At 62.7% G+C, this 25,215-nt stretch carries 23 protein-coding genes and 1 riboswitch; of the genes, 6 read left to right on the forward strand and 17 right to left on the reverse strand.

The annotated features are described in order from the left end of the window. Position 1: 1 nt before the first annotated feature. Positions 2-775, forward strand: a complete 774-nt coding sequence (locus H6851_11700) for a hypothetical protein (protein ID MCB9944267.1) — start codon at positions 2-4, stop codon at positions 773-775. 178 nt (positions 776-953) lie between these two features. Here H6851_11700 and queF read toward each other — a convergent pair whose 3' ends face one another. Both queF and H6851_11710 read right to left on the reverse strand, forming a co-directional pair. Beyond that, on the reverse strand, positions 954-1,418 hold the full coding sequence (gene queF / locus H6851_11705) for an NADPH-dependent 7-cyano-7-deazaguanine reductase QueF (protein ID MCB9944268.1): 465 nt from the start codon (positions 1,416-1,418) through the stop codon (positions 954-956). Positions 1,419-1,423: 5 nt separating this feature from the next. Beyond that, entirely contained in the window at positions 1,424-2,176 is a 753-nt protein-coding gene (locus tag H6851_11710) for a glucose 1-dehydrogenase (protein MCB9944269.1), read from the reverse strand. 291 nt (positions 2,177-2,467) lie between these two features. Between H6851_11710 and H6851_11715 the strand changes: the two genes are divergently transcribed. Further along, on the forward strand, positions 2,468-6,484 hold the full coding sequence (locus H6851_11715; protein MCB9944270.1) for an OmpA family protein: 4,017 nt from the start codon (positions 2,468-2,470) through the stop codon (positions 6,482-6,484). Positions 6,485-6,573: 89 nt separating this feature from the next. On the opposite strand, the gene H6851_11720 is transcribed toward H6851_11715, so the two are convergent. The 8 genes from H6851_11720 to H6851_11755 all read right to left on the reverse strand — a co-directional run bounded on the left by H6851_11720 (position 6,574) and on the right by H6851_11755 (position 14,512). Further along, positions 6,574-8,310 carry an FAD-binding protein gene (locus H6851_11720; protein MCB9944271.1) on the reverse strand — a complete coding sequence of 579 codons (1,737 nt, stop codon included), beginning with the start codon at positions 8,308-8,310 and terminating at the stop codon, positions 6,574-6,576. Beyond that, a complete protein-coding gene (sdhC, locus tag H6851_11725) occupies positions 8,310-8,654 on the reverse strand; it encodes a succinate dehydrogenase, cytochrome b556 subunit (protein MCB9944272.1) in 345 nt (114 codons plus the stop codon). Before sdhC ends, H6851_11720 begins: the two co-directional genes overlap by 1 nt. Next, entirely contained in the window at positions 8,651-8,983 is a 333-nt protein-coding gene (locus H6851_11730) for a succinate dehydrogenase (GenBank protein MCB9944273.1), read from the reverse strand. The genes sdhC and H6851_11730 overlap by 4 nt, the downstream gene beginning before the upstream one ends. Next, positions 8,980-9,687 (reverse strand): succinate dehydrogenase/fumarate reductase iron-sulfur subunit, encoded by a 708-nt coding sequence (locus H6851_11735; protein ID MCB9944274.1) that lies wholly within the window; start codon positions 9,685-9,687, stop codon positions 8,980-8,982. The genes H6851_11730 and H6851_11735 overlap by 4 nt, the downstream gene beginning before the upstream one ends. A 206-nt stretch (positions 9,688-9,893) precedes the next feature. Further along, positions 9,894-11,678, reverse strand: coding sequence for an adenylyl cyclase (locus H6851_11740; protein ID MCB9944275.1), 1,785 nt, complete (start codon positions 11,676-11,678; stop codon positions 9,894-9,896). A gap of 252 nt (positions 11,679-11,930) precedes the next feature. Continuing rightward, positions 11,931-12,500 carry a gamma-glutamylcyclotransferase gene (locus H6851_11745; protein MCB9944276.1) on the reverse strand — a complete coding sequence of 190 codons (570 nt, stop codon included), beginning with the start codon at positions 12,498-12,500 and terminating at the stop codon, positions 11,931-11,933. Between the two features lie 9 nt (positions 12,501-12,509). Further along, a complete protein-coding gene (locus H6851_11750; GenBank protein MCB9944277.1) occupies positions 12,510-13,427 on the reverse strand; it encodes a prephenate/arogenate dehydrogenase family protein in 918 nt (305 codons plus the stop codon). Further along, the gene (locus tag H6851_11755) at positions 13,424-14,512 is read right to left on the reverse strand and encodes a histidinol-phosphate transaminase (protein MCB9944278.1); all 1,089 of its coding nucleotides are present in this window, start codon (positions 14,510-14,512) and stop codon (positions 13,424-13,426) included. The genes H6851_11750 and H6851_11755 overlap by 4 nt, the downstream gene beginning before the upstream one ends. Positions 14,513-14,752: 240 nt before the next feature. Further along, positions 14,753-14,831: riboswitch (SAM riboswitch) on the forward strand. Between the two features lie 96 nt (positions 14,832-14,927). On the opposite strand from H6851_11755, the gene H6851_11760 reads away from it, so the two are divergent. From H6851_11760 to H6851_11775, 4 genes are all read left to right on the forward strand, one after another. Next, a complete protein-coding gene (locus H6851_11760; GenBank protein ID MCB9944279.1) occupies positions 14,928-15,857 on the forward strand; it encodes a homoserine O-succinyltransferase in 930 nt (309 codons plus the stop codon). A 190-nt stretch (positions 15,858-16,047) separates the two neighbouring features. Continuing rightward, the gene (locus H6851_11765) at positions 16,048-17,202 is read left to right on the forward strand and encodes a YeeE/YedE family protein (GenBank protein MCB9944280.1); all 1,155 of its coding nucleotides are present in this window, start codon (positions 16,048-16,050) and stop codon (positions 17,200-17,202) included. A 148-nt stretch (positions 17,203-17,350) separates the two neighbouring features. Further along, positions 17,351-17,632 carry an acylphosphatase gene (locus H6851_11770; protein ID MCB9944281.1) on the forward strand — a complete coding sequence of 94 codons (282 nt, stop codon included), beginning with the start codon at positions 17,351-17,353 and terminating at the stop codon, positions 17,630-17,632. A 4-nt stretch (positions 17,633-17,636) separates the two neighbouring features. Beyond that, positions 17,637-18,347 carry a hypothetical protein gene (locus tag H6851_11775; GenBank protein ID MCB9944282.1) on the forward strand — a complete coding sequence of 237 codons (711 nt, stop codon included), beginning with the start codon at positions 17,637-17,639 and terminating at the stop codon, positions 18,345-18,347. Between the two features lie 87 nt (positions 18,348-18,434). Here the strand turns inward: H6851_11775 and ccmB are convergent, their stop codons facing one another. From ccmB to H6851_11810, 7 genes are all read right to left on the reverse strand, one after another. Further along, positions 18,435-19,100 carry a heme exporter protein CcmB gene (gene ccmB / locus H6851_11780; GenBank protein MCB9944283.1) on the reverse strand — a complete coding sequence of 222 codons (666 nt, stop codon included), beginning with the start codon at positions 19,098-19,100 and terminating at the stop codon, positions 18,435-18,437. Next, complete coding sequence (ccmA, locus tag H6851_11785; protein ID MCB9944284.1) at positions 19,097-19,696, reverse strand: heme ABC exporter ATP-binding protein CcmA; 600 nt, start codon at positions 19,694-19,696, stop codon at positions 19,097-19,099. Before ccmA ends, ccmB begins: the two co-directional genes overlap by 4 nt. Positions 19,697-19,703: 7 nt before the next feature. Next, positions 19,704-20,957, reverse strand: a complete 1,254-nt coding sequence (locus H6851_11790) for an AMP-binding protein (protein ID MCB9944285.1) — start codon at positions 20,955-20,957, stop codon at positions 19,704-19,706. Positions 20,958-21,023: 66 nt separating this feature from the next. Further along, positions 21,024-21,887: a hypothetical protein gene (locus H6851_11795; GenBank protein ID MCB9944286.1), complete on the reverse strand. Its 864-nt coding sequence runs from the start codon at positions 21,885-21,887 to the stop codon at positions 21,024-21,026. After that, positions 21,888-22,724, reverse strand: a complete 837-nt coding sequence (locus H6851_11800) for an ABC transporter ATP-binding protein (protein MCB9944287.1) — start codon at positions 22,722-22,724, stop codon at positions 21,888-21,890. A 4-nt stretch (positions 22,725-22,728) separates the two neighbouring features. After that, the gene (locus H6851_11805; protein MCB9944288.1) at positions 22,729-24,027 is read right to left on the reverse strand and encodes an ABC transporter substrate-binding protein; all 1,299 of its coding nucleotides are present in this window, start codon (positions 24,025-24,027) and stop codon (positions 22,729-22,731) included. A gap of 35 nt (positions 24,028-24,062) precedes the next feature. Next, positions 24,063-25,211 (reverse strand): branched-chain amino acid ABC transporter permease, encoded by a 1,149-nt coding sequence (locus tag H6851_11810; GenBank protein MCB9944289.1) that lies wholly within the window; start codon positions 25,209-25,211, stop codon positions 24,063-24,065. Positions 25,212-25,215: the final 4 nt, after the last annotated feature.

Genomic DNA, 25,215 nt, shown 5'->3' on the forward strand with positions numbered 1-25,215 from the left:
TATGTCCTATCCAGCGTCACCGCGGCGACTTCTCGCGGCTTGGCTGATCGATCTGCTGTTCTTCTGGACGGTACTCATCGGTCTGTCCCAGCTCGTTTCCTCGCCCTACTTCCAGCCGCACTGGGTGTGGCTGGCACCGTTCTACGTCCTGCGGCATTTCCTTGCGGCCATCAGCACCACGCCCGGGCTGTCGACCCTGTCCATCGACATGCATGACAAGGTTCCTGCAGCCATCGCCATCAACGAGGACCTGTTTTCCATCGGCCTGCCGCTGGTGATGATGGTGCTGGGCAGCATCGTGCTTGTGAGTCCCGCCACGCCCGGTTCGATCCTGCCCGTCATGGGACTCGACGGCGATCCGTCATCGAAGCCGTTCGTCGGCTTCTTCCTGATCGGTGCGGCCGTGGCCCTGCTGCGCCAGTTGATGCTGGCCCGGATACTCAGCGCCATCTTCTTTGCCCTTGCGCTCGTCTCTGTGGCGGCGAACCTGTCGGCGCTCGACGCCTACGTCACCGACATGCTGGTTACCAATCGCGTCGCGGACGGCTTCATTGCCCAGCCCGAGGATGTCGCGACCATGCAGTGGCTGCTGCGCATCGTGCTGTTCGGCGTGCCGGCACTGTCGCTGATCATCCTCCTGACCCCTGCGGCAAAGCGCGAGGAACTGGCCGATCTGGCAAACGAACCGTCGGATCAGTCGCTGCCGCGCCCCTTTCACCAGATTCCCACCGACCGCCGCCACTATGGCGACCTGCCCGGGCGCATGCACGGCTAGCTTTTCCCGTTCAGGCGGAATAGCCTGAACGATCAGGAAATGCGTCGAAACAGACAGATAGAGCGCTTCCCGATTTCACCTGATCGGGAAGCGCTTGCTTTTCCCGAACGGGTATGATCGGTCTGGCGCTTCGTTGCCGTGCTTCGCCACGTTTCTCAGTCGTTCGCGGCCGCGACGTTCAGCCGCGACCGCGATAGGTCTGCGCGCCCTGATCGGGCAGGAACAGGCCGTCGGGCGGGGAGCCGGTCTGATAGAACACATCGATGGGAATGCCGCCGCGTGGGTACCAGTAGGCGCCGACGCGGAGCCATCTCGGCGAGAGAGCCTCCTCAAGCCGCCTGCCGATGCCGACCGAACAGGCCTCGTGAAAGTCGCCGTGATTGCGGAAGCTGGTGAGATAGAGCTTGAGCGACTTGCTTTCCACGAGCCGCTGGTCCGGCACATAGTCGATGACGATATGGGCGAAGTCGGGCTGTCCGGTGAGCGGGCAAAGCGAGGTGAACTCGGGGCAAGTGAAACGCACGACGTAATCGGTATCGGGATGTGGATTCGGTACGGTTTCGAGTACCGCCTCATCGGGCGATGCCGGCTGGCTGGCATGGGTGCCGAGTTGCGTGAGGGCGCTCACGTCGGTCCTGTTCATGGGACTTATCCCTGAATGGAATAACCGCCATCCACCGGAATGGCCGTGCCGGTAATGAAGTCTGAGGCGGAGCTCGACAGGAAGACGGCGATGCCTGCCAGATCTTCCGGTACGCCCCAGCGGCCGGCGGGGGTACGGGTGCGCACCTTCTGGTCGAGTTCGGGCATGTCGACCCGTCCCTGACGGGTGAGGTCGGTATCGATCCAGCCGGGCAGGATGCAGTTGATCTGGATGTTGTCGGCTGCCCATGCCGATGCGAGTCCTCTGGTCATCTGGACCACGCCGCCCTTGCTCGCACCGTAGGCCACTGCCAGAGGCAGACCGAAAATCGACAGCATCGAGCCGATGGTGACGATCTTGCCGCCGCCGCGCCGCCTGAGGGCGGGATGGACCGCCTGGCAACCGGCGAACACCGAATCGAGGTTGGTGTCGATCACCGACCGCCAGTCTTCGGCAGGGTATTCGGCAGCGGGTTTGCGCCGGTTGATGCCGGCATTGGCGACGAAGATGTCGAGTCCGCCGGCGCGTTGCTCGACCTCCTCGACCATGGCCGCGCGCGCGCCGGCATCGGTGATGTCGGCGGTAATGGCAAACGCGTCGCCGCCAAGTTCCGAGACGGCCGCTTCATTCTTCTGTGCATTTCGTCCGACGATGGCCACGACGGCGCCGGCACCGGCGAGTCCCGTGGCCATTCCGAGCCCGATGCCGCCATTGCCGCCGGTGACCAGCGCGACCTTGCCTGCAAGACTGAAAGTCATGATTTTCCCCCAAAAGGCGAAATGCCACGGGTCGAATGTGAAAAAGTCATCGATCGTGTCATTCTTTGCCCATTCCTCGAACAATTGGCTGGAATGCCGCATTTCCGCGGGTTGCGGCTGCCGTGCAGGACGGTCGAACCGTGCCTTGTGCGCAGCCCGCTGCTCTGGTCGGCATATCTGCGGACTTGCGCTTGTGCAACAGAGACGCACATAAAAAGGGACTATCGGGGCATGGCGATGCCCCGTTTCCATTCATCTAGAGATCGGCCACAGCAACTGGGAGCAGGACGAATGGCAGGCAACGACTCCGGCAAGCTGACCAAGGGCAAGCTCGCCACAGGCGGTGCGGTTGCGGCCCTCATTGCCTCTCTCGTCTATGGCGGAAAAACGACCATCGACCGCAATGAGTTGCAGGCAAGCCTTCTTGCTGCCGAAAGTCAGCACCAGGGCGAACTTGAGAGTGCCCTGAGTTCGCGTTCCCAGCTTGAAGACGAGCTTTCCAAGGCAAGGGAGGAACTCGATGCCCTCCATGGAGACCTGGATGCCGCCCGTTCGGAGATTGCGGAGAAGACTTCCGAAGTCGGGAGGTTGCAGGATAGCAGCAGCGCGGAACTGGTCAGGCGCCAGGATGCTCTCGACGATGCCACCCGCAAGATGGAGTCTCTGAATGCCTCGATCAAGGAAGCCAATGATACCATTGCCGGACTGAATACGCGGATCGATACCCAGAACGCCGAGATCGAGGCAGGCAAGGCGGCCCTGGAGAAGGGCGAGCGGGAAAGGGCGGAAGTCGAATCGAACCTGGCCTCACAGCTTGCCCTGCTGGGCAGCAAGAATGCGGGGACCCGCAGCCAGTTGCAGGCGGCTGAAGCCAGAGTGGCGGAGATGGAGGCTTCGGTAAGCAGGACGGAAGGCCAGATCGGCGAAACCAGGGAGCAGATCGTCGGAAAGAACGAAGCTCTGGCCATGGCAGGAGCGAGGTCTGCCCGGCTGATGTCCGATCTCGACAGGCTCACCGGTGAGCGCGCCGATCTTTCGGCCCGGCTCGATCAGGCTCATGCTGCTGCCAACCAGTTGCAGGCGGAACGTGCCGACCTTCAGGCGCAGCAATCCGAGGTACTTGCCTCGTTGCAGGAGAGCCGGGATCAGGTTGCCGGCCTGCAGGCCCAGCTCGAAGCGCTCACAAGCGAGCGAGATGGCCTTTCAGGTCAGCTCGATCAGGCTCACGCTTCCGCGGAGCAGTTGCAGGCGGAACGTGCCGACCTTCAGGCGCAGCAATCCGAGGTACTCGCCTCGCTGCAGGAGAGAACAGTTCAGATTGCCGACCTGCAGGCCCAGCTCAATCAGGCCCATGCTTCCGCGGAGCAGTTGCAGGCGGAACGTGCCGACCTTCAGGCACGTCAAGCCGAGGTACTCGCGTCGCTGCAGGAGAGCCGGGATCAGGTTGCCGGTCTGCAGGCCCAGCTCGAAACCCTTGCGGGCGAGCGCGACGATCTTGCAGCCCGCCTTGAAACAATCACGAGCGAGCGTGACGATCTTGCGGCCCGCCTGCAAACGCTCAAAAACGATCGCGACAGCCTGAGCGCCCAGCTCGAACGGATCGTCGCCGAACGGGACCAACTCCTTGCGGTAACAGCGGATCAGACCGCTTGGATGGCCAGTCTCAATGCAGCCATCGAGAGCAGCCGCAAGGATGCATCGCAGGCGGGCGGCGATGGTGCGGCTGCCTCGCTCCAGCCCCTGTTCGGCAACGAGATTGCGCAACAATTGCAAAGCCTGACCAGCGGGCAGGAAAAACTGCGTGACATGGTCACGCAGCAGCAGTCGGTTATCGATGAACGTAATGGTCGCATCGCGACGCTTGAACAGGACATCGCCGGCCTCGACGGCCAGATTGCCGACCTGACGGCCCAGCGGGACAGCCTGGGCGAGCAGCTGGCGGCCAGTTCGGCACAGGTTGACGATGCCCGGGCCCGCCTCGACGAGCTTGCGCGCAGTGAACAGCAGTTGCAGCAGCAACTGGCTGAAAAGTCCGCGCTCGCCGGCAGCCTGGGGAACACGCTCGACGAAAAGGTATCATTGCTGGCTGATGCGAGCCGGGCAAGCGAGGAAACGGCAGGCAGGGTCTCCGCACTGGAGCAGGAGATTGCCGCCCGTACCACCGAAATCGAAGAGCTGACGGCGGTCGTCGAGACCCGGGAGAATGAACTGGCCGAGCTGTCGTCGACGGTCGAGGCCCTGCGGGCTGCATCGAAGGCCAAGGATGCGCGGGTGAACGAACTGCTGGCCGCGCGCCGGGCTCTGGAAGCCGCGGTGGCCGAGGGACAGGGACAGGTGGTGCAGTTGCAGGACAATCTTGCGGCACTGCATGAGGCGGACAGCGAAAAGGTCGGTCGTATCGATGGTCTCGTATCGACGCAGGTCGAGTTGCAGACGCAGATCGATACACTGCAGAAGAAGATCTCTGATGGCGATGCATCCCTGACCGAGCTTCGCACGGCCGTCGACGAGAAGGATGCGCGGCTGAAGGACATGGAGGTCGAGCGCCGGGCTCTGGAAGCCGCGGTGGCCGAGGGACAGGGACAGGTGGTGCAGCTGCAGGACAATCTTGCGGCACTGCATGAGGCGGACAGCGAAAAGGCCGGTCGTATCGATGGTCTCGTATCGACGCAGGCCGAGTTGCAGACGCAGATCGATACACTGCAGAAGAAGATCTCCGATGGTGATGCATCCCTGACCGAGCTTCGCACGGCCGTCGACGAGAAGGATGCGCGGCTGAAGGACATGGAGGTCGAGCGCGGCGAGCTTGAAGCCAGACTCGACGCTGCGCAACAAGCCGTGACTGATGCCCAAGCGAAGATTTCTTCACTTCAACAGGATGTCGCGGACAGCGGAAAGAGCAATGAGGAACTGGCCGCCGCTCGTGCCGAACTGGAGAAAGCCAACGCTGAACAGGCGAAATCGATCGATGAACTGCACGTTGCACAGGCTGGACTTCAGGCCAGCATCGAGGAACTGACAACCGGGAAGGCCCAGCAGGCAGAAACCATCAGTGCACTGGAAGAGCAGAAATCCGCGCAGGTCGAGGCGGCCACAGCGTTGCAGGACCAGTTGGCCGAGGCGCAGGGACAGGTCGAGGATCTGCGAGCCGAACTTGCGGACAGCAGCAGGCAGGGTGGGGTGCTCGAAAATGAGCTGACTGCGGCAAGGGATGAGGTCGCAAATCTCACGGCCGAGCTCGACAAGCGGCAGGCAAGCCACAATGAAGCGCTCGCAGCCATGCAAAGCTCGGTCGACAGCGCTCGCAGCGAGGCGACCGAACTGGTCTCGAAGCGACAGGAACTGACGGCAGCACTCGCCAGCGCCCAAGGTGACGTCTCGGCTCGCGAGACCCGCATCGGCGAGCTTGAGGGCCAGCTGGCTTCGCTCGGAGATCAGGTCGCCGGTGTCGAGGCGCAGCGTGACAAGCTGCAGGCGGAGCTGGCCGATACCGAGAGCGCGTTGGCGCAGGCCAATGTGCAGGTTGAAGAGGGCAAGTCGGTGGAGAGCAGGCTTGCCGAAACGCTGGGCTTGCTGGATCAGGCCCGAGGCGACGAGTCGAGTTTGCGCAACCGCCAGTCGGAGCTGGAGAACGAGCTCCAGACCACGAAGGGCCGCATCGGCGAGCTTGAGAGCGAATTGGCGAACGCCAAGGGAACCAGTGCGGACATGGCAGGCCGGATCGACGATCTGCAGCAGCAGCTGAACGACGCCGTCAACCAGCGCGCATCGCTTGAGGAACAGTTGCAGTCGGTGCAGGACGACCTGAACCAGACCCACCAACAACTGGCTGATGCCCGGACTGCGGCAGGCGATGCCCGGACACAGATCGCCGGTTACGAAACGCAGATCCGCAGTCTGCATGATCAGGTTCTTTCCAGAGACATGCAGGCACGGCAACTGGCCATGAGGGTCCAGGAACTGGAGAAGCCGGAAATCACCACGGCGGTGATCAATTTCCGTTTCGGTGCCGAGACCGTGCAGCAGGACCTGCAGGCCAGCCTGAAGGAGCTCGTGGATGGACTGGGGCAGGGCATGGTGCACAAGGTCACGCTGACAGGATACACCGACAATCAGGGTGCCGAGCAGCTCAATCGCGATCTGTCGCTGCGTCGGGCGCAGGAGGTCGCGGACCAGATGCGGTCAATGGGCGTGGTTGCCCGGCAATGGGTGGTGCAGGGCCGTGGTCCCGAGAACCCGGTCGAGTCGAACGATACACCCTGGGGCCGCTACAAGAATCGTCGGGTCGAGATTTCTGTCGAGAAGTAGAATTCACCGGCTGGTCATAACCTCCGGTATCGATCCTGGCCGAAGCACGAGAAGGTCCGCCGATGTGGAAAACTGCGGCGGACCGGTGCTCAGGCGGCCGTTTCGGGGGGAGCGCCGGCTTCGCCCTCGATCAGGCTTTCCCCGGGGCGGACGATGTCGAATGCGACCGGAACCATCTCGATGCGGTCATCGACAAGGCGGGTATAGCTCGTGGTGTCGAGATTACCGGTTTCGGGAAAATCTTCGCGAAAGTGGGCACCGCGGCTGTCCTCCCGGGCGAGGGCCGCGCGGGCGATCACGCGCGATATGGCAATCTGGCTTTCGAGGTTGAGCCAGTCGTGCCAGGTGAGATTGAAGGCGCGGTCGCCATCGGCGAGACCGGTATGCTCCAGTTCATCGCCGATCTCGTCCAGTTTCGCCAGCCCCAGGCGCAGTCCCGCTTCATCGCGCAGGATGCCGACATCGTCCCACATGGTCTGCCACAGCTGTTCGCGCAACCGGTCGATGAGGCCCGCCCCCCGCGCAAACGGACGTTCGGCGCGGCGAATGGCACTGCCGACGATATCCTCGTCAACGTCCCTGAGAGCCCCTTCCCGATGCACCCATGCCGCCATCGTCTCACCGGCGACGCCGCCATAGACCGTGGAATTGGCGACGCCATTGCCTCCCAGACGGTTGGCGCCGTGAACGCCGCCCGTGTCCTCGCCGGCGGTGAACAGCCCCGGGATGGCGGTCGACGTGTCGGCTTCAAATTCGACACCGCCCATCATGTAATGAGCCGTCGGCACGACCTCGACCTGCCCGCCAGCGAGGTCGAAGCCGCAATCGGCGCAGCGCTTGACCATGCCCGGGAAACGCATGGCAACATTCTCGGGTCCGAGATGACCCATTTCTATGAAAACGCCACCGAGGGGAGTTGTTCTTCCGGCACGCATTTCAGCGTAGATCGAGCGGCTGACAATGTCGCGGGTCGCACGTTCACCATGGGCATGATAGCGGCTCATGAAACGTTCGCCATCGCCATTGAGCAGATATCCTCCGGCACCGCGCAGGCCCTCCTCGAGAACCGTGCCGGTCATGCGCGTCTCGGTGCCGGCAAGCAGTCCCGTCGGATGGAACTGGACCATCTCCATGTCGCGCAGGGCGAGGCCGGCCCGCATGGCCATGGCCATGCCATCGCAGGATTTGTCCCCTGACGGGGTGTGGTAGAGATACATGGTCGGGCCGCCACCCGTGGCCAGCAGCACCGCCTTCGCGCGCACGAGGCGGAAGACGCCGAGACGCATGTCGATCAGCAGCACCGCGGCGATGCCCGATCCATCACGAGCGGGGACCAGCTCAATAGCGCGATGTTCCTCAAGTCGGGTGAAGCCGCGCGCCCAGACCTGTTCCATCAATCTGTTGATGATCTCGATGCCGGTAAGATCGCCCTTGTGCACGGTACGATCGAAGCTCTGGCCCGCGAAGGCCTTCTGGTGCAGCGTTCCGTCGGGATTCCGGTCGAAATAGCACCCGATCTCGTTTTCGAGTTCGTGGACGCGAACGACCGCGGTTTCCACCAGCTTCCATGCCAGGTCCTGTCGCGGCAGCCATTTGCCACCAACGATGGTGTCCATGAAGTGCCGCTCGACGCTGTCGCCTGCGGCAAGAGCCACATTGTAGCCTCCCTGGACCATGCGGGTGCAGCCGCATTTGCCAAGCAGTCCCTTGACCGCAATCGTGACGTCGAGATCGGGATCGGCCTGCAGGGCGTGCAGGGCGGCAAACAGGCCGGCACCACCTGCGCCGAGGATGAGAATGTCGGTATCGTGTCTTTCGATATGCATCACAGTACCAGTCTGATCGCCATGATCATGCCGACGACGAGGCCCGCGCCGGTGCCGATGCCGACCCAGCTCCTGCGAGCGTCACGCCAGGGGAGGAATTCCAGGGCCAGAAGGCGCAGGCCGAAAGCGAGGTGAAGGGTGAGCAGCACCACAAGTCCCCATTCGGCGAACTTCACCCAGGGGTTGTCGGCGAGGCGGAGAAAGGAATCGAGTGCGGCCTCGCCATCCAGTGCTGTGCCAAGCGCGAGGAAGTGAAGGGGCAGGAACAGGACGAGTGCTATGCCGGAAAGCCTGTGGCCCAGCGAGGCCAGATAACCCGGATGGCGGTCGGATGAGCGAATCATGCGCCGGTCACCGCGCGAACCGCACGCAGGCCCGTGGCCAGCAATATTGCCGCCAGCAACAGCATGGCAATCTCCAGCCCGCGACCGCGCAGGCCGAACCATTCGATCAGGATGCCCCGCAGGCCGATGGGGGCATGAATGGCGGCGGCGAGCACGAACAGGCCATAAACGACTGCAAATGGCGTACTTCCCCGGGTGCGGGCGAGGATCTCCGCCGCCGTCAGGCCGCCTTCGACCGCATAGAGGATGACGATCAGGTGGAGAACGACCAGCGGCGCGAGAATGGCCGCGGTAACCCGTTGCAGGAGAAACAGCACGCTCTCGTTCATGGATCGCTTCCGACCAGCCGCAGCAGCGACATGCGCTTCAGGCCGGCAATTCCACGGGTGGGATTGATGCCGACAGGGCAATGTTCGACACATGACCCATGACTGTGGCAGGAATGGCAACCGCCGCCCGTCGCCACTTTCGACAGCGTTTCCTTCCGCTCCCCGTGACGTTCGTCATTGACCAGTGTCCACGCCCGATTGAGGGCTGCCGGTCCGAGATAATCCTCACGCCAGGAAACGACATCGCAGGCACTGTAGCACACCGCGCAGTTGATACATTCGATCCCCGCATCGACCGCCTTGCGTCGGCTGTCCTGCGGGGAGATGCGGGTCAACGGGGCGTTGCGGGTCGCTGTCGGGGCAAAGCGGCCGCCGGCCTCCTGCCATTTCCCGAAGAACGGCGCCAAGTCCGTGACCAGGTCCTTGATCCGCGGCAGGTTGCGCAAGGGCTCGACCGTCAGCGTCCGGCCGGCGATCACATCCTTGACATGACTGCGACAGGTCCAGCGCGGCCGTCCGTTGACCGTCATGGCACAGGAGCCGCACACGCCGACCCTGCAGGCAAAACGGTAGGCCAGCGATGGTTCGAGATTGCGCTGTACCCACGTGACAATGTCGAGCACCGTCTGATTGTCGCGTCTCGGGACATTGTAGGACGCGAAGCCGCCCTTGTCCTTGCCTCGCCATATCCGAACGTCCAGCATGATCCGCCCTGAACCTGATTCCCATCTCCGACTCCATGCCTGCCGGATATGTGGCGTGTCGGCAAGTCCGATTCGCGGTCGTGTTGCCGCCGGTTGGCGGTGCATGGCATGAAGCGATCATGGACCTGCAAGGATTGTCTTGCGATACGGTGCCCCGCTGTCCACGCCTTGCCCGGCACAAGCTGCGACGTTTGCCGGTGCGGTCTTCAGAGGCCGGCCTTGCGCAAACCGTCGATCAGCCGGTTGCGGGCCTCGGGATTGCGGTGAGGCGGTACGGTCGCCCAGTGTGCGAGGTTGAAATCCGGGTCGTGGGCGCGCAACTGACGGGCGGCGTCGCGGGCTTCGTCCATCTGGTCCAGATGGGCCAGGGAGGACGTCCGCAAGCGCAGGCCCTGCGTGGGATCGCGCATCCGCGACAGGGCTTCGAGCGTGTCGCCGTAGCGGCCGAGCGCGAAGGTGACATCGCCCATGACCCAGTAATACTGATCCGGTGCCATGGGATTGAGCCGGAACGCCTTGTCGATCAGGGACAACGCCTGATCGGGATCACCGCCATATGACAGGGCATCGGCATATTCGATGAGCATGTCGGCGTCATTGGCGTTCAACTCCTGAGCCCGCCTGTAGGCTGCCAGGGAGGCATCATGCTGACGATGGTAGAGCAGGGCGAAACCCAGCTCGCGATAGCCGCGCGAATCGGCGGGGTCGGCCTCTATGGCCGTCCGGGCCAGTTCGAGCGCCTTGGCAAGGCAGGCGGGAGGGTCGTCATGCCAGCGGTAGCGCCAGGCGAGGTTGAAGGCCCGCGACAGGCCGGCGAAGGCCCGGCCATAGCCAGGATCGAGCTGTGCGGCCTGCTCGAACAGGCGCAGGGCGTGGGTGTTGGTTTCCCGTTGATAGAGCCGGATCAGTTCCTGGGCGCGCAGGATCAGGCCGTAGGCTTCAAGCCCCGGCGTATGCCGCCTTGACAGTTTCTGTCGTTCGACGGTGCAGATCTGCACGAACAGTTGCGAAACGATCTGGCTGGTGACGTCGTCCTGAAAATCGAAGATCTCGTCCAGGCGGCCATCATAATGATGGGCCCAGACCGTCGTGCAGGACTCGGCCTCGACGAGATGAATGCGGACACGGATATGCTGGCCGCCACGCTGCATCGTGCCGGTGACGACATAGCGTGTGCCGAGGGCGGCAGCGACGTCGCTGCTTCCGAGTCCGGCCTGCTGAAGCATGAAACTCGAATGTCGGGCGATGACGGTGAGATCGCGGAAGCGCGAGAGATTGGTCACGATATCCGCCGCCATGCCGTCGCAGAGATGCTTGTCGGCGGGATCGCCCGAAAGGTTGGTGAACGGCAGAACGGCCACCGACAGTTCGTAGCGATCCGTTACGGGATCGGTCGACAGCGCCGAACCGGTCACGGATATCGAACCCGGGTTCGGCATCGGCAGGTCGAGCTCGATGGCGAAGAGCTCGATCGGCTGATCGAGATTGTGCAGCATCGGCCGGCCGATCGAGCGTATGCGTTCGCCCCGGTTGCGCTGGAGGGCCCGATGCACTGTCTCCGACATGCAGATCCCGCCCGGAAGCGATCGTGACTGGATGCGGCTGGCAATGGCCAGGGTCAGGCCATGAACCTGCCCCTCGCGCAGGACTACCGCCCCCTTGTGGATGCCGATGCGGAAACACAACGGATCCTCGCCGGAATGCCATACCGCGTCCTGACGGAAGTCGCGCTGGATCGACAGGGCAAAATTGAGGGCTTCATCGGCACTGTCGAAGATCGACATGACGCCATCGCCGGCAGTATCGATGATGCGCCCGCCGTAATCGCCGATGAGTTGGCGGAACAGGTTCAGGGCACGCCCCAGCCGTGCAATGGTACCCGCCTCGTCGGCCTGCATCATCCGGGTATATCCGAACAGGTCGGCAGACAGGATCACCGCCTCGCGACGTACGCTGACCACTTCATCCGATGGGCAGGCCAGACCGCTCAATGCTCCCCCCGGTCAAAAAAGAGACGCCCGGCAGCGTATCAACGCAATGACGACATACGCGACAAAAAACGCACCGCTCCTCAACGAACCGGCCACTCGGGAGGTGTGGCGGCAATGGCTGACGGACATCGCTGGCATACGACCACGCAGCGCCTGGGCGCTTCCGCTTCTGCCCCTCATCCGCAGCCCTTCTCGCTTCGCATTGCGGCTGCCGGCAATTCGTCAATACACTGTTAACGATTCATCCTAGCATCAATTCATCCCGGTGTCAGTGGCGAGGCATGCTTCCAGCTCTTCGAGGCGCGGGTCGCGTATTCCCAGCATGCGCAGATGGGCGACGGTATTGAGGACATAATCGCGATTGGGACCGCCCCTGCCATGTCCCTGGCGAATGAGGGCGAGCGTACGGTCGACGGACAGGTCGCCCGCATATTGCTCATGACCGGGCCGGGCGACATAGCACCAGCCTTCGACGCCGTGGCCCGTGGCCAGCCGCAACGGCAACCTCTTGCGACGGTAGACCTCGGTGACCAGTTCGCGTTCATCGAGATAGGCCAACACGCGATCCTCGTCATCGGGTTTCACGCCGATGGCCTGCCCCTCGCACGAGAGGCCTTCGGCCAGTCCCAGGACCAGTCCGGGCTTTTCGGGCGTGCCGCGCCAGACCCAGCTGTAGATGCAGAGAGCCCGATGATATCCATCGAGCACGGCCCCGACGACCGTGTCATGCTCGAAGCCGGGTTGCCACATCAGTGAGCCATAGGCAAAGAACCAGACGCGGTGGGCGGGATCCGGAAGGGGGGCGGTGTTATCAGTGCTCATCGATATCGCTCATGGCTTGCTGGCGAGTGGGTCGTCCTGCTGGCGCACGTAAGCCTGCCCCGCAGCCACGACGCCGCGGCGGATGGCCCGGGTCCGGGTGAACAGGTCGAACAGCTTGTCGCCTTCGCCCCAGCGGATGGCCCGCTGCAGGGCCGTCAGGTCCTCGGTGAACCGCCCGAGCATCTCCAGCACCGCGTCACGATTGCCGAGGAAGACATCGCGCCACATCGTGGGATCGGAACCCGCAATACGGGTAAAGTCGGTAAAACCACCCGCAGCGTACTTGAATACTTCCGTTTGCGCCTGCTCCTCAAGGTCGTCGACGGTACCGACGATGGTGTAGGCGATCAGATGCGGCAGGTGCGAGGTGATGGCCAGCACCTGGTCATGGTGCTCGGGCGCCATCACGTCGACCTCTGCACCTGTGATTTCCCACATGGCACGGATCGTCTCGACCGCCTGCGGATCGGTCGTCTCGCAGGGGGTGAGGATGCAGCGGCGCTTGATGAACAGGGTTCCGAAGGCTGCATCCGGTCCGGAATGCTCGGTACCCGCTACCGGGTGCCCGGGGACGAACAGTTCCGGGTGGGGAAGGTGCGGTGTCACATCGGCGACGATGCGCGCCTTCATCGAGCCGACATCGGTGACGATTGTCCTGCTGCCCAGCAACGGGCCGATCTGGCGGGCGATCTCGCCCATGGCGAGCGGCGGCGTGCCGAGCACGACGATGTCCGCACCCTCCACGGCAGCACGCGGATCCTCGCAGGCCCGGTCGCACAGCCCCAGTTCCAGCGCCCGCTCGCGGGTTGCCTCACTCCGGGCGCAGGCGGTGATCGAGGTGACGGCACCCTTGTCCTTGAGAACCCGGGCGAGCGAACCATTGATGAGGCCGATGCCGATCAGGGCGATCTTGCCGAAAGATGTCATTTGAGGAATTCCCTGAGTACGTCGATAACCCGCCGGTTCTCGTCTTCGAGGCCGACGGAAATGCGCAGGCAGTGGCCCAGGCCGTAGCCTCCCATTTCCCGCGGAATCACGCCGTGCTTCTCGAGATATCGGGCGGCGGCAGTGGCGTCGCGGCCGGGCGAGCGCGTGAATTCCACCAGCAGGAAATTTCCAGCACTCGGGTGGACCGTCAGGTCGAGTGCGGCAATTTCGGTGGCCAGCCATGCCAGCCATCGGCTGTTGTGCGCCCGGCTGCGTTCCTGATGTTCCAGATCCTCAAGCGCGGCCACGGCGGCGGCTTGCGACGGCGCGCTGACATTGAACGGCCCACGTGTGCGATTGAGCACGTCGATCACCGCTGCACTGCCCGCAGCCCAGCCGATGCGCAGGGCGGCGAGACCATACAGCTTGGAGAACGTTCTCGTCATGATGACGTTGTCGTATTCGAGGGCAAGGCCCAGTCCGTTGTCATAATCGGCTTCGGTGACGAATTCGGCATAAGCCGCGTCGATCACCAGCAGCACGTCGGACGGCAGCCCCGCATGCAGCCGGGCAAGTTCCTCGCTTGTCAGATAGCTGCCAGTGGGGTTGTTCGGATTGGCGAGATAGACGATGCGCGTACGGCTGGTGACATGGGCGAGCAGGGCGTCGACATCGGCCCTGAGGCCCTTTTCCGGTGCGGCCACCGGCGTTGCTCCCGCCGCGAAAGCCGACAGCCGGTACATCAGGAAGCCGTGGGCCGAATAGAGCACCTCGTCGCCACCACCGGCATAGGCGCGGGTCAGCAACCCGATGATTTCGTCCGATCCGGCACCGCAGACGATGCGCCCGGGCTCGATATTGAAACGCCGGCCGATGGCCCTGCGCAGCTCCGTCGACCCACCGTCGGGATAGCGATGCAGCGTCGCACCGGCCGCGCGATAGGCTTCGACGGCTCTGGGGCTGGGGCCGAGGGCATTCTCGTTGGCCGACAGCTTGGCAGCATGGCTGCCTTCGCCGGTTTCGGCCTTGCCGCCGACATAGGGGCTGATCTCCAGGATGCCGGATCGGGGGCGCGGCGCGGACATGGGGCGTGCTCTCTTTTGTCGGTCGGTGTGCGACCGGGTTGTCGGAATTGGGAGAGGCGGCATCGGACCGAAGGCGTCTCTCAGCGGCCGTGGATAGCCGCCGATGACCGGCACTTGCAAGAGTCCAGGGCGGGCGGAAGCCAGCGCTCCCGTCTTTGGCCGACGCCGGGCCGTAGCCTGGCGCGCTTGACGGGAGCAAGTTGATGCGTGCGGCTTGACTTCCGCGGATACCGCCCCGACATTCACGCCCGTGGTGATTTGAGCCGACCGGCTTGCGGCCACGTTAAACAAACCGCTAAAAGGTCGAGTTCCTCGAAAACAGGACGGCCCTTCGCGGTTGGCGTGCATGATGCGGTCGGCATGGCGATGGAGCGTCGCCCGCCGGAGCAGGGCGGGGCGTCGGAGAGGAGCGATTATGCCCATCAAGATTCCCAACGACCTGCCGGCAGCAACGAAGCTTGCCGCCGAGGGCGTGCGCCTGATCGGCGAGAACGAGGCCCTGCGCCAGGACGTCCGGCCGATGCAGATCGCCCTGCTCAACCTCATGCCTGAAAAGCCCAAGACCGAGACCCAGCTTGCCCGCCTGCTCGGCGCCACCCCGCTGCAGGTCGAGTTGACCCTGCTCACCACCTCCACCTACAGCCCCGGCAATGTCCCGCAATCGCACCTTCAGGCGTTTTACAAGACATGGGACGATGTCAAATCGAGGACATTCGACGGGCTGATCGTCACCGGCGCGCCGGTGGAGCTGATGCCCTTCGAGGAGGTGAAATACTGGCGCGAGCTGCAGGCCATCTTCGACTGGTCGCGCACCCACGTACATTCCAGCTTCCACATCTGCTGGGGCGCACAGGCGGCCCTCTACCACTTCCACGGCGTACCCAAGCACACGCTCCCGGCCAAGCGCTTCGGCGTCTACACACACTATGTCATCGAACGACGCGACTCCGCCCGCCCGTCGCTGCTGCGCGGTTTCGACGACTATTTCCTCGTTCCGGTCTCACGCCACACGGAGGTGCGCCGCGATGACATCCCCGACGCTTCCGGCCTTGAGATCCTCGCGCAGTCGAACGCTGCCGGCCTGTGCCTCATGCACGATCCGGCCAACCGCGAGACCTTCATGTTCAACCACCTCGAATACGACACCTACACGCTCAACGACGAATACCGCCGCGATTGCGAGACCCGCTCCGACATCGCCCTGCCGGTCAACTATTTCCCCGACGACGACCCGGAAAAGGCGCCGCGCAACTGTTGGCGCGCCTACGCCCACCTGCTCTTCGGCAACTGGGTCAACGAAATGTACCAGACCACTCCATTCGACATGAACCATATCAGGGGTTGATGGAGTTTCTCCTCGAAAGGGCCGCATCTATGCCGGGCGAGGGCTTTTCGACGATGTTGTCACAGGAAGGTGCCGGCAGTCGGTCCCTGTCACTGTCCGTTGGATCCGTGATCCGTGTTATCAGCAGACGTATCGCGGCCGTTTCGGCCGGACGACGCCAGGGTGAATGTGGATGATCCAGTCCGGAAATATGCCCGCAACGAGCCGTCATCCCGACCTGCGCGTGGTTGCGGCAGCCGGAGCGATCCTGATCGCGCTGGCCGTGATGGCTTTTCTCGAGCGTGGTGGGCGGCACGCGCTGCTCGTGCCGCTGGGGGCGGCGCTGGGTGTCGTCCTCTATCACGCAAGCTTCGGCTTCACGGCTGCGTGGCGACGGTTCATCGTGACGGGAGAAGGGCGTGGCCTGCGTGCACAGATGGTCATGCTTGCCATTGCGGTCGTATTGTTCTTCCCGGCCCTGTCGACCGGCGAGCTGCTGGGCGAAAGGGTGAGCGGATTTGTCATGCCGGCGGGGGTCAGCGTGCTGGCAGGCGCGTTCATCTTCGGCGTCGGCATGCAGCTCGGGGGAGGGTGCGCATCGGGAACGTTGTTCACTGTCGGTGGCGGGTCCGTGCGCATGGTGGTGACGCTGGTCTTCTTCGTGATCGGTTCGGTGCTGGGTACGGCCCATCTGGGATGGTGGCTCGACCAGCCGTCGCTGGGGGGCGTCTCGTTCATCCGGCTGCTGGGGCTGTGGCCGGCCCTGTTGCTCAATCTGGCGGCATTCGCCGGCATCTGCATTCTGACCGTCGCAGTGGAGCGCCGGCGCGGTGTTGCGCCGCAGCAGCCGGCAGCCACGGACTGGCTGCTGGGGCCATGGCCGGTCATGGCCGGTGCCGTAGCCCTCGCTTTGCTCAATTTCGTCACGCTCTACCTTGCCCATCGTCCCTGGGGTATCACCTCCGGATTTGCCCTGTGGGGTGCAAAGTGGTTCACGATGGCCGGCATCGACGTGACCGGATGGGATTACTGGCGAAACGGTCGGGCCGCCATCGAAGGCAGCGTGATGGCCGATGTGACGTCGGTCATGAATTTCGGCATCATTGCCGGGGCTTTTCTCGCTTCCGGTCTCGCCGGGAAGTTCAATCCATCCTTTCGGCTCTCGGCTGTCGACATTGTCACTGCCGTCATCGGCGGGCTCCTTCTGGGATACGGTGCACGACTTGCCTTCGGCTGCAATATCGGCGCCTTCTTTTCCGGAATCGCCTCCGGCAGCCTTCATGGCTGGTTCTGGCTGGTGAGCGGGTTTGCCGGAAACATCCTGGGAGCGTGGTTGCGGCCGCGGGTCGGACTGCCGAAAATTTGATTTTGCAGAATTTCGGTGTTATTCTATGGGAATGATGCAACATCGTTAAGCAGATGCTGTCTGCGAGTATGCTGCTGGTGTATTGACATTTGTCGGATCGTCGGTGGATCGCTATCTTCCGCAAGACGGGCCATCGGGCTTCAGTTCATTGACTGCAATTTCACAATTCCTTCGTATTCAGGGACGCGTACAGGGCGTCGGTTATCGGGCATGGTTCCGTGAACGGGCCATGGCGATGGGTCTGTGCGGCTGGGTGCGAAATCGAGAGGACGGTGCGGTCGAAGCCTTGGTTGCCGGAGATGAGGTTTCGGTTAAGGACATGGTCGCTGCTGCCGGATCGGGACCGCGTCTGGCGCGAGTGGACCAGGTTGACCGGCAGCCAGCCGAAATGCCATTGAGAACGGATTTCCGGATCGAGAGGACGGTGTAACGCGATGTCGAGCTTTTCAACCTGCTCGTTCGATCGGCCTGCCAAAGGGTTGAGTCGGCGCGGTTTTGTCGTGGCAGCCGGTGCTGCCGGCGGTTTCTTCTTCGCCGGCAGGAACACGGCGCTTGCGTCAGCCTACAACGAGGGTGGAAGTGTTTCGTTCCGGGTCTTTCGCAAGGGCGAGGACATCGGCAGTCATCGCGTCCTTTTCGAGAAGGTCAAGGGCGAGCTGATTTCCCGCGTCGAAGTCGATCTCAAGGTGAAGGTGGCCTTCGTCACCGCCTATTCCTTCGAACAGCAGACTCGCGACCACTGGCGCGATGGTGTTCTGGTCCGCAGCACCGTGCACACCGATGACGATGGCGAGGTCTCGAAGCTGCATGCCGAGAAGGAAGACGGCAAGTTGCTGGTCGACGGTCCCAAAGGGCTGATCGACGTTCCGCTCGGATTGATGACGGATACCTGTTTCTGGAATTCGGGCATTGTCGAACTTTCCCAACTGATCGAGTCTGACCGTGGGGATCTTGCGCCCATCGACGTCAAGTTCATTGGTGGCGAGTCGGTCGATATCGGCGGACGCCGCGTCTCCACCCGGCATTTCCGCATCACTTCATCCAGCGGCCGCAGCGGCGACATCTGGTATGATGAGAAGGGACGCTGGGTAAAGAGCACGATCCATACCCGTGGTGAAACGCTGGATTACCGTCTGGTCGTGTGAAATCGGGATGGGGTCGGGGCTGTTCCCTGTTCGGTGGCGGTCTCGACCGGAGAAGCGGGTGACGCTTCCGCGGTTCCGGGCTGTTGCCTATTCCATGGCAATGCGGAGGGCCGCTGCCGTCGCGAATGGGGCGAGGGCCAGAGCGGCCAGCTGCATGGCGGCGAGGATGAGGAACGGCGCGCGCGCACCGATGCCGAGAGTGACGCCATCCACTGCGGATACACCGAAGATCAGAACTGGAATATAGAGGGGCAGGACGAGGAGTGCTGTCAGGACGCTCCCCTGTCGGCTGCCCAGCAGCAGGGCGGAGCCGATCGAGCCGATGAGCGTGAGGGTCGGTGTCCCCAGGAGGAGAGCGGCCGGCAGCGCCCAGTAGGCACCGTCGGGCAGGGACATGAGCAATGCCATGACTGGCGACACGGCAGCCAGCAGGAGACCGCTGGTCAGCCATTGTACGGCACACTTGATGACCACCACGAGTTCCAGCGGCAGCTCCGACAACGCCACGAGTTCCAGCGATCCATCTTCCAGATCGGCCTCGTAGAGCCGGTCGAGAGTCAGCAGAACCGCCAGCAGGGCGAGTACCCAGATGACGCCGGCGCCGATGCGTGAAAGCACGTCGGGTGATGCGCCCACACCCAGCGGGAAGAGCGAAAGGGCCACCAGGAAAAATATGACGCCAAGGAGACTGTCGCCACTACGGCGAAAGGCAATGTGCAGGTCGCGCCGGGCCAGCGCCCAGGCCGACTTCAACGTCCCAGTTCCAGAACGAGAGGGTCGGCAAGGGCAACATCGCCATGGCTGGCGACGATGCAGATACCGCCCTTGTCCCGGTGCTCGCCAATGAGTTGCTGCAACCGCTGCCGGCTGGACCGGTCGAGACCGACACCGGGTTCATCGAGCAGCCAGATCGGACGAAACGACGCAGCCAGTCTCGTCAGGGCGAGGCGGCGTTTCTGCCCGGCGGAGAGATAACGCCCAAGGCGATTTGCCAGTCCGGCGATGGAAAAAGGGTCGGCACTGTTCCCGGCCGATTTTCCACCCGTCAGGATCGTCATGAACTCAAGGTTTTCGCCAACCGTAAGACGACTCTTGGTGGCGTTACTGTGTCCGACATAGTGCAACTGGCAGCGATATTCGGATGTGCGAAGATCGGTTGCAACGCCATTCCAGCGCACCTGGCCGGCTCCGGCCCGGGTAAAGCCGCCAAGCAGCCGCAGGAGACTGGATTTTCCGCTGCCGTTGGGGCCTGTCAGGAGGAGCGTATCTCCCGGCTCAAGGTCGAATTCCAGATTCTCGAAAAGACAGCGCCCGCCCCGCTCAAGTGCCAGACCACGAGCCTCGAGCATGGCCATTTCAGTGACTGCGCTGGTCTTCGATGACGACCCCGTCATTGGGAAGGGTACCCGGAGCCACCATTTCCACCGTTCCGCGAAGGCCGGTCACGGCCCGCACGCTTTCGCCGATCCGCATCGGGACCCCATCCATGTCATTACCAGCCATTTCACAGCGCAGGATCATCAGATCCTGTCCTCCCGCCTCGCTGGTGATGACCAGTCGCGCCTTGTCGACGCCGGCATGCCGTCGCAGGATCTCGGCGACCTGCCCAGGGTGGACGAACTGGCCGCGAACCTTGGTGCTCTGGTCCGCCCGGCCCATCCAGCCGGCAATGCGCATGTTGGTCCGCCCGCAGCGGCTCGGGCCGTCGACCATGCGGGTCAGATCACCCGTGGCAAAGCGGATGAGCGGGTAATCCGGATTGAACACTGTCACGAGCAATTCGCCCACGTCGCCCGATGCGACAGGGTCTCCGGTTCCCGGGCGGACGATTTCGAGAATGAGCGCCTCATCGGCGATCAGGCCGGAACGGGCATTGCTCTCATAGGCGACCATCCCCAGATCGGCCGTACCGTAGGCTTCGAATACCTCGATGCCGTGGTCGCGCCGGAACTCGTCCTTCAGTTCAGGGGGGCAGGCTTCACCAGCGACCAGTGCCCGCGAGAAACAGGCGATCGGCTCTCCATCCGCGCGGGCCCTTTCCAGCAGGATGCGCAGGAAAGACGGTGTTCCCGTATAGGCGGAAGGTGCCAGTTCACGAATGATCTGGATCTGAAGCTCCGTCTGTCCCGTGCCTCCCGGTACGACCGGACAACCGAGTGCCCGCGCACCTGAATCGACCATGAAACCGGCAGGTGTCAGATGGTATGAAAACGTATTGTACACCAGTTCTCCGGCATTGAAACCCGCCGCGAACATGGCGCGGGCAAAGCGCCAGTAATCGGGACGCGAACCCTCGGGGTCGAATATCGGACCGGGTGACGCGAATATGCGCGCAAGCCTGGTAGCCGGCGTTGCCGTCAGGCCACCGAAGGGGGGCGTTTCCCGCTGATGGCCGAGAAGATCGGATTTTCGGGTGACGGGCAGGGCAGCCAGCGCCGTCCTGCTCAGGACATCATCGGGTTCGATGCCGCCAAGCAGGCGACCGTAGAAGCCGGTATTGTCGATGGCATGACGAAGCAGGCCCGGGACGGCATGAAAGATCGAGGTCTCGCGCTCCTGCGGGTCGCGTACTTCCTGCCGGTCATAGTACAGACTGCCACCAGCGGCCATCGTCCGGGTTCCGTTCCTCTGTTCCCGATGCCCGCAGGACCCATGCCCGCAGCATCACTGCGAGGATCATAAAACATGCAGGCTGCGAATGGCCAAGTCATAGCGGCCGCGCAATTGTGCGACCAGTTCCCGCAGCCAGGGCTCATCCCCGTGTTCAATCCAGCTGCTCCACAACCCGTCGAAGCTCTGTGAAACGAAGCGGACGGCCGATCCCTCGACCTGGCGGGACAGCCGGGACAATTCGCTTCGATGCTGGGTGAAGATCTCGTGTTCGGCTGCGTCGACAGGTTCCCAGTAGAGGTACAGCAGGGTAAGGTCGTGGTTGGGGAACGTGCGTGCGAGGCCAAGCGCGAACTTGAGCATGCCGGCAACGTCGACATAGCGATAGCCGTCGTGGTTCTGCCTCAGGGCAGGCAGGAGATCGAACCACAGGCGCATGTTCGGCGAAACCTCGACGGAGTCGTAGGCCGCGGCAAGCACGCTGGACTTGCGCAGGACGTAGTCCGCGCCGCGCGCGGTGACGGCGACGATACTGGATCCCTTGGCTGCGATCATGTCCATATGCGGCGGGGTTCCCCGGACACCGGTGGGGCAGCGCGCATCGAAGGTCAGTTTGTCGAATCCGTGCAAACCCGCCAGATTCAGACCTTCTGGTTGTCTTTGCCATTGCAGGAAGGAATTGAGCGCGATTGCAGCCCCGTTTTCCGGCTGTCGCCGTCGGCTTGCGTCGACCAGTGACAGCAGGCTTTCGTATTCGCTGGTCGCAAAGACCGGCAGAAGAGAATGCCGCCAATCCACCAGCCGCCCATCGACCCCGAACGCCGCCGATCCGATCTGCTCGCGGGCCCGGTTCTGGAGACCGGTAACCAGCCTTGTCGCCGATGCGGTGCGAAACGAAGATCCTCCATCTGATTTTTGGTTTTGATTCAACTACATCCACCGCTTGCGACGTTTATAACTTTTCAGGTCACGAAAGCTCTTCCGCCCGGTTGAACTGACTCCGAGATAGAACTCCTTGACGTCTTCATTACTTCGCAGGGATTCCGCATTTCCGTCAAGTACAACGCGACCATTTTCAAGAATATACCCGTATTTGGCGTGGCGCAAGGCTATGTTCGCGTTTTGTTCCGCAAGGAGAAAGGTAACACCTTCTCGCGAATTCAACTGCGAGACGATGGAGAAGATTTCCTCCACCAATTGAGGTGCGAGCCCCATGGAGGGCTCGTCAAGCAGGATCATGTTCGGGCGCGCCATCAACGCGCGACCGATCGCGCACATCTGCTGCTCGCCTCCCGACGTGTAGCCCGCCTGCGACCTGCGGCGTTCCTTCAATCGCGGAAAGTAGGCATAGACCATTTCGAGATCATTGCAGGTAGCACCGGTATTCTCATTGCGGGTAAAGGCCCCGGTCAGCAGATTTTCCTCAACCGTCAGATGGCCAAAGCAATGACGTCCTTCCATCACCTGGACGACACCGCGTCGCACCAGTTCGTTGGGGGAGAGGTGCTGGATCGCATCCCCCTTCAGCCGGATGCTGCCCTTGGTCACTTCGCCGCGCTCGGCCCTCAGAAGGTTGGAAACAGCCTTCAGCGTCGTCGTCTTGCCGGCACCATTGGCACCAAGCAGGGCAACGATACCACCTTGTGGAACTTCAAGCGAGACTCCCTTGAGCGCCAGCACCACATGATCGTAGACGACTTCGACATTGTTGACCGCAAGCAGGGAGGCGGAAGCCTCCCTGACGATTCCTGATGCGGGTGCCGTCATCGGACTACTCGCAGGTGCGGGGGGTGATCCCGTTTTCCGCGGCATATTGCGCCGCGTCAGCCTCGATCAAGGGACGGGTGATGTCGGTCAGACCGGGAAGCCAGCCGGTGATCGGTACCCATTTGCCGCCTTGCCACTGCTGCAGCTTGATGGCGGGTGAGCCTTCATGGTTTTCACAGGTGACCCTGGTTGGCGGCATGATACCCGTCAGTCCCAGTTCGGCGATACGCTCCTCGCCGATATCGAGATGTTCGAAACCCCAGCGCATCTCCTCGCCTGACAACGCCCTGTCGCCGAACTCCCCTTGTGCCGTGATCATGGCCTCGACGATATAGGCCGAATTGACGAGGCCGCGGTTATAGAGGACTTCACCGACCTCGCTTTCCGGGCTGGCCCCCTTGCCCTGCGCATAGAGGGTATCGCGGATCTCGGCGAAGACCGGGGCGCTGTCGCCGGCATCGTGGAAGGTTGCACCGATATAGCCCTCGGCATCCACGCCGGAGCCGCGGACATCGACCTCAGCCGCCGCCCACCAGTTGCCGATGAAATGGTCGAGCGGGTAGCGGATCAGGGTGGCTTCCTTGATCGCGGTCGGGTTCATGGCGCCCCAGCCCCACATCACCATCCAGTCGGGGCGCGCGCGGCGCACATCGAGCCAGATCGATTTCTGATCGGTCATGGAACTTGTCGGAACCGGGTAGAGGACCAGCTCGAAACCATTGTCGGTGGCCATCTTTTCCAAAGTGGGGATGGGCTCGCGACCGTAAGGGTGATCGAGGTGGATCAGGCCGATCTTCTTCCCGGCCAGCTTGTCCATGCCGCCTTCCTGTTCGGCGATATATTCCATGATGGAGGTGGCCTGCGACCAGTACGTGGCCGGAAAGTTGAACACCCAGGGGAACACCCGGCCATCGGCCGCCGATGTGCGTCCATACCCCATCGAGAACAGGACGATGTTGTCGGCGGCAACCTTCTCCAGAAGTGCATAGGTGATGCCTGTGGAGAATGGCGCAACGGCAGCAACCTTCCCATTGCCCTTGAGGCGCTCGTAGCACTCGACGCCGACATCGGTCTTGTAGCCCGTCTCGCATTCTTCCCATGTCAGCGTCACGCCATTGACGCCGCCCCTGGCGTTCATCAATGCCAGGTAGTCGATCATGCCGTTGGCGAGTTGGGTGCCATTGGCAGCATAGGGACCCGTGCGATAGGTCAACAACGGGAAATACTGTTCTTCGGCCGCAAGTGACGTGGTGGCGACAGACAACGAGACGGCAAGCACGCCGAATGCAAGCAACTTCTTCATGACAGCCTCCCAATCATCGGGTTTATCTTGGTAGTCTAGTACGGAAACGGCCAGGTTCGCATCTTCTGCTTGGCGATTTGCCACAGTCTTGCAAAACCGTGCGGTTCCACGATGAGAAAGTAGATGATCAGCGCTCCGAAGATCATGAACTCGATATGCTTGATCATGGCCACCTCGAACCCGCCGAAACCGAGCGCCTGCAAGCCGGGGTTGAGGGCGGTGAGACCGATATTGAGCAGGATCGGGACGGTGATGACGAAGGCGGCACCGAGGAAGGAGCCGAGCACTGTGCCCAGTCCACCTATGATCACCATGAACAGCACCTGGAAGCTGACGAGGATCGTGTAGGCGTCGGTCTGGACCGAGTTGATCTTGACGAATGCCCACAAGGCGCCGGCGACACCGATGAGAAAGGAGCTGAAGGCAAAGGCCGACAACTTGGCGAAGGTCGGGCTGATGCCGATGATCTCGGCGGCGATATCCATGTCGCGAATGGCCATCCAGGAACGGCCGTGGCGGCAGCGGGTGACGTTCTTGACCATGAGGGCCGCAAGGACGGTGATGGTGAGCACGAAGAGATAGCGGTTGATGACCGGACTTGCGGCGCCCGTCACCTCGATGCCGAAGATGGTCTGGGGCGGCGCCGGGGCGATGCCCGCCGGCGAATAATTGGTGAACCATGGAACCTTGATGAACAGCCAGATCAGGAAGAACTGTGCGGCGAGTGTGGTGATCGCCAGGTAAAGGCCCTTGATCTTGAGGCTGGGCAGCCCGAACAGGAGGCCGGTCGCTGCGGTGATCAGGCCGGCCAGCACCAGCATGACCGGGAAATGGATGTCGAGTGGGGCAAATCCGAGAATCGAGAATTGTGTCAGGAAGGCCGGAGGCGGGAAGGCGGTGATCAGCTTGTAGGTCATGAACCCGCCCGTGGCCATGAACGCTCCCGTGCCGAGGCTCATCTGGCCGCAATAGCCGGTGAGCACGTTGAGGCCGAGTGCCGCCAGCGACATGATGAGAAACGGTGTCGCCAGGTCGGAGAGGGCATAGTCCGATGCGGTCATGGGAATGATCACGAATGCCAGGACGATCCAGAAGATCAGGCCGTACTGGTCGAGGGGGACGCGAAGGATGGCCTGGTCCTGCGCGTAGCTTGTCTTGAATACGCCGGTTTCACGGTAGATCATCGGC

The organism is Geminicoccaceae bacterium (assembly GCA_020638465.1).
Lineage (GTDB): Bacteria > Pseudomonadota > Alphaproteobacteria > Geminicoccales > Geminicoccaceae > JAGREO01.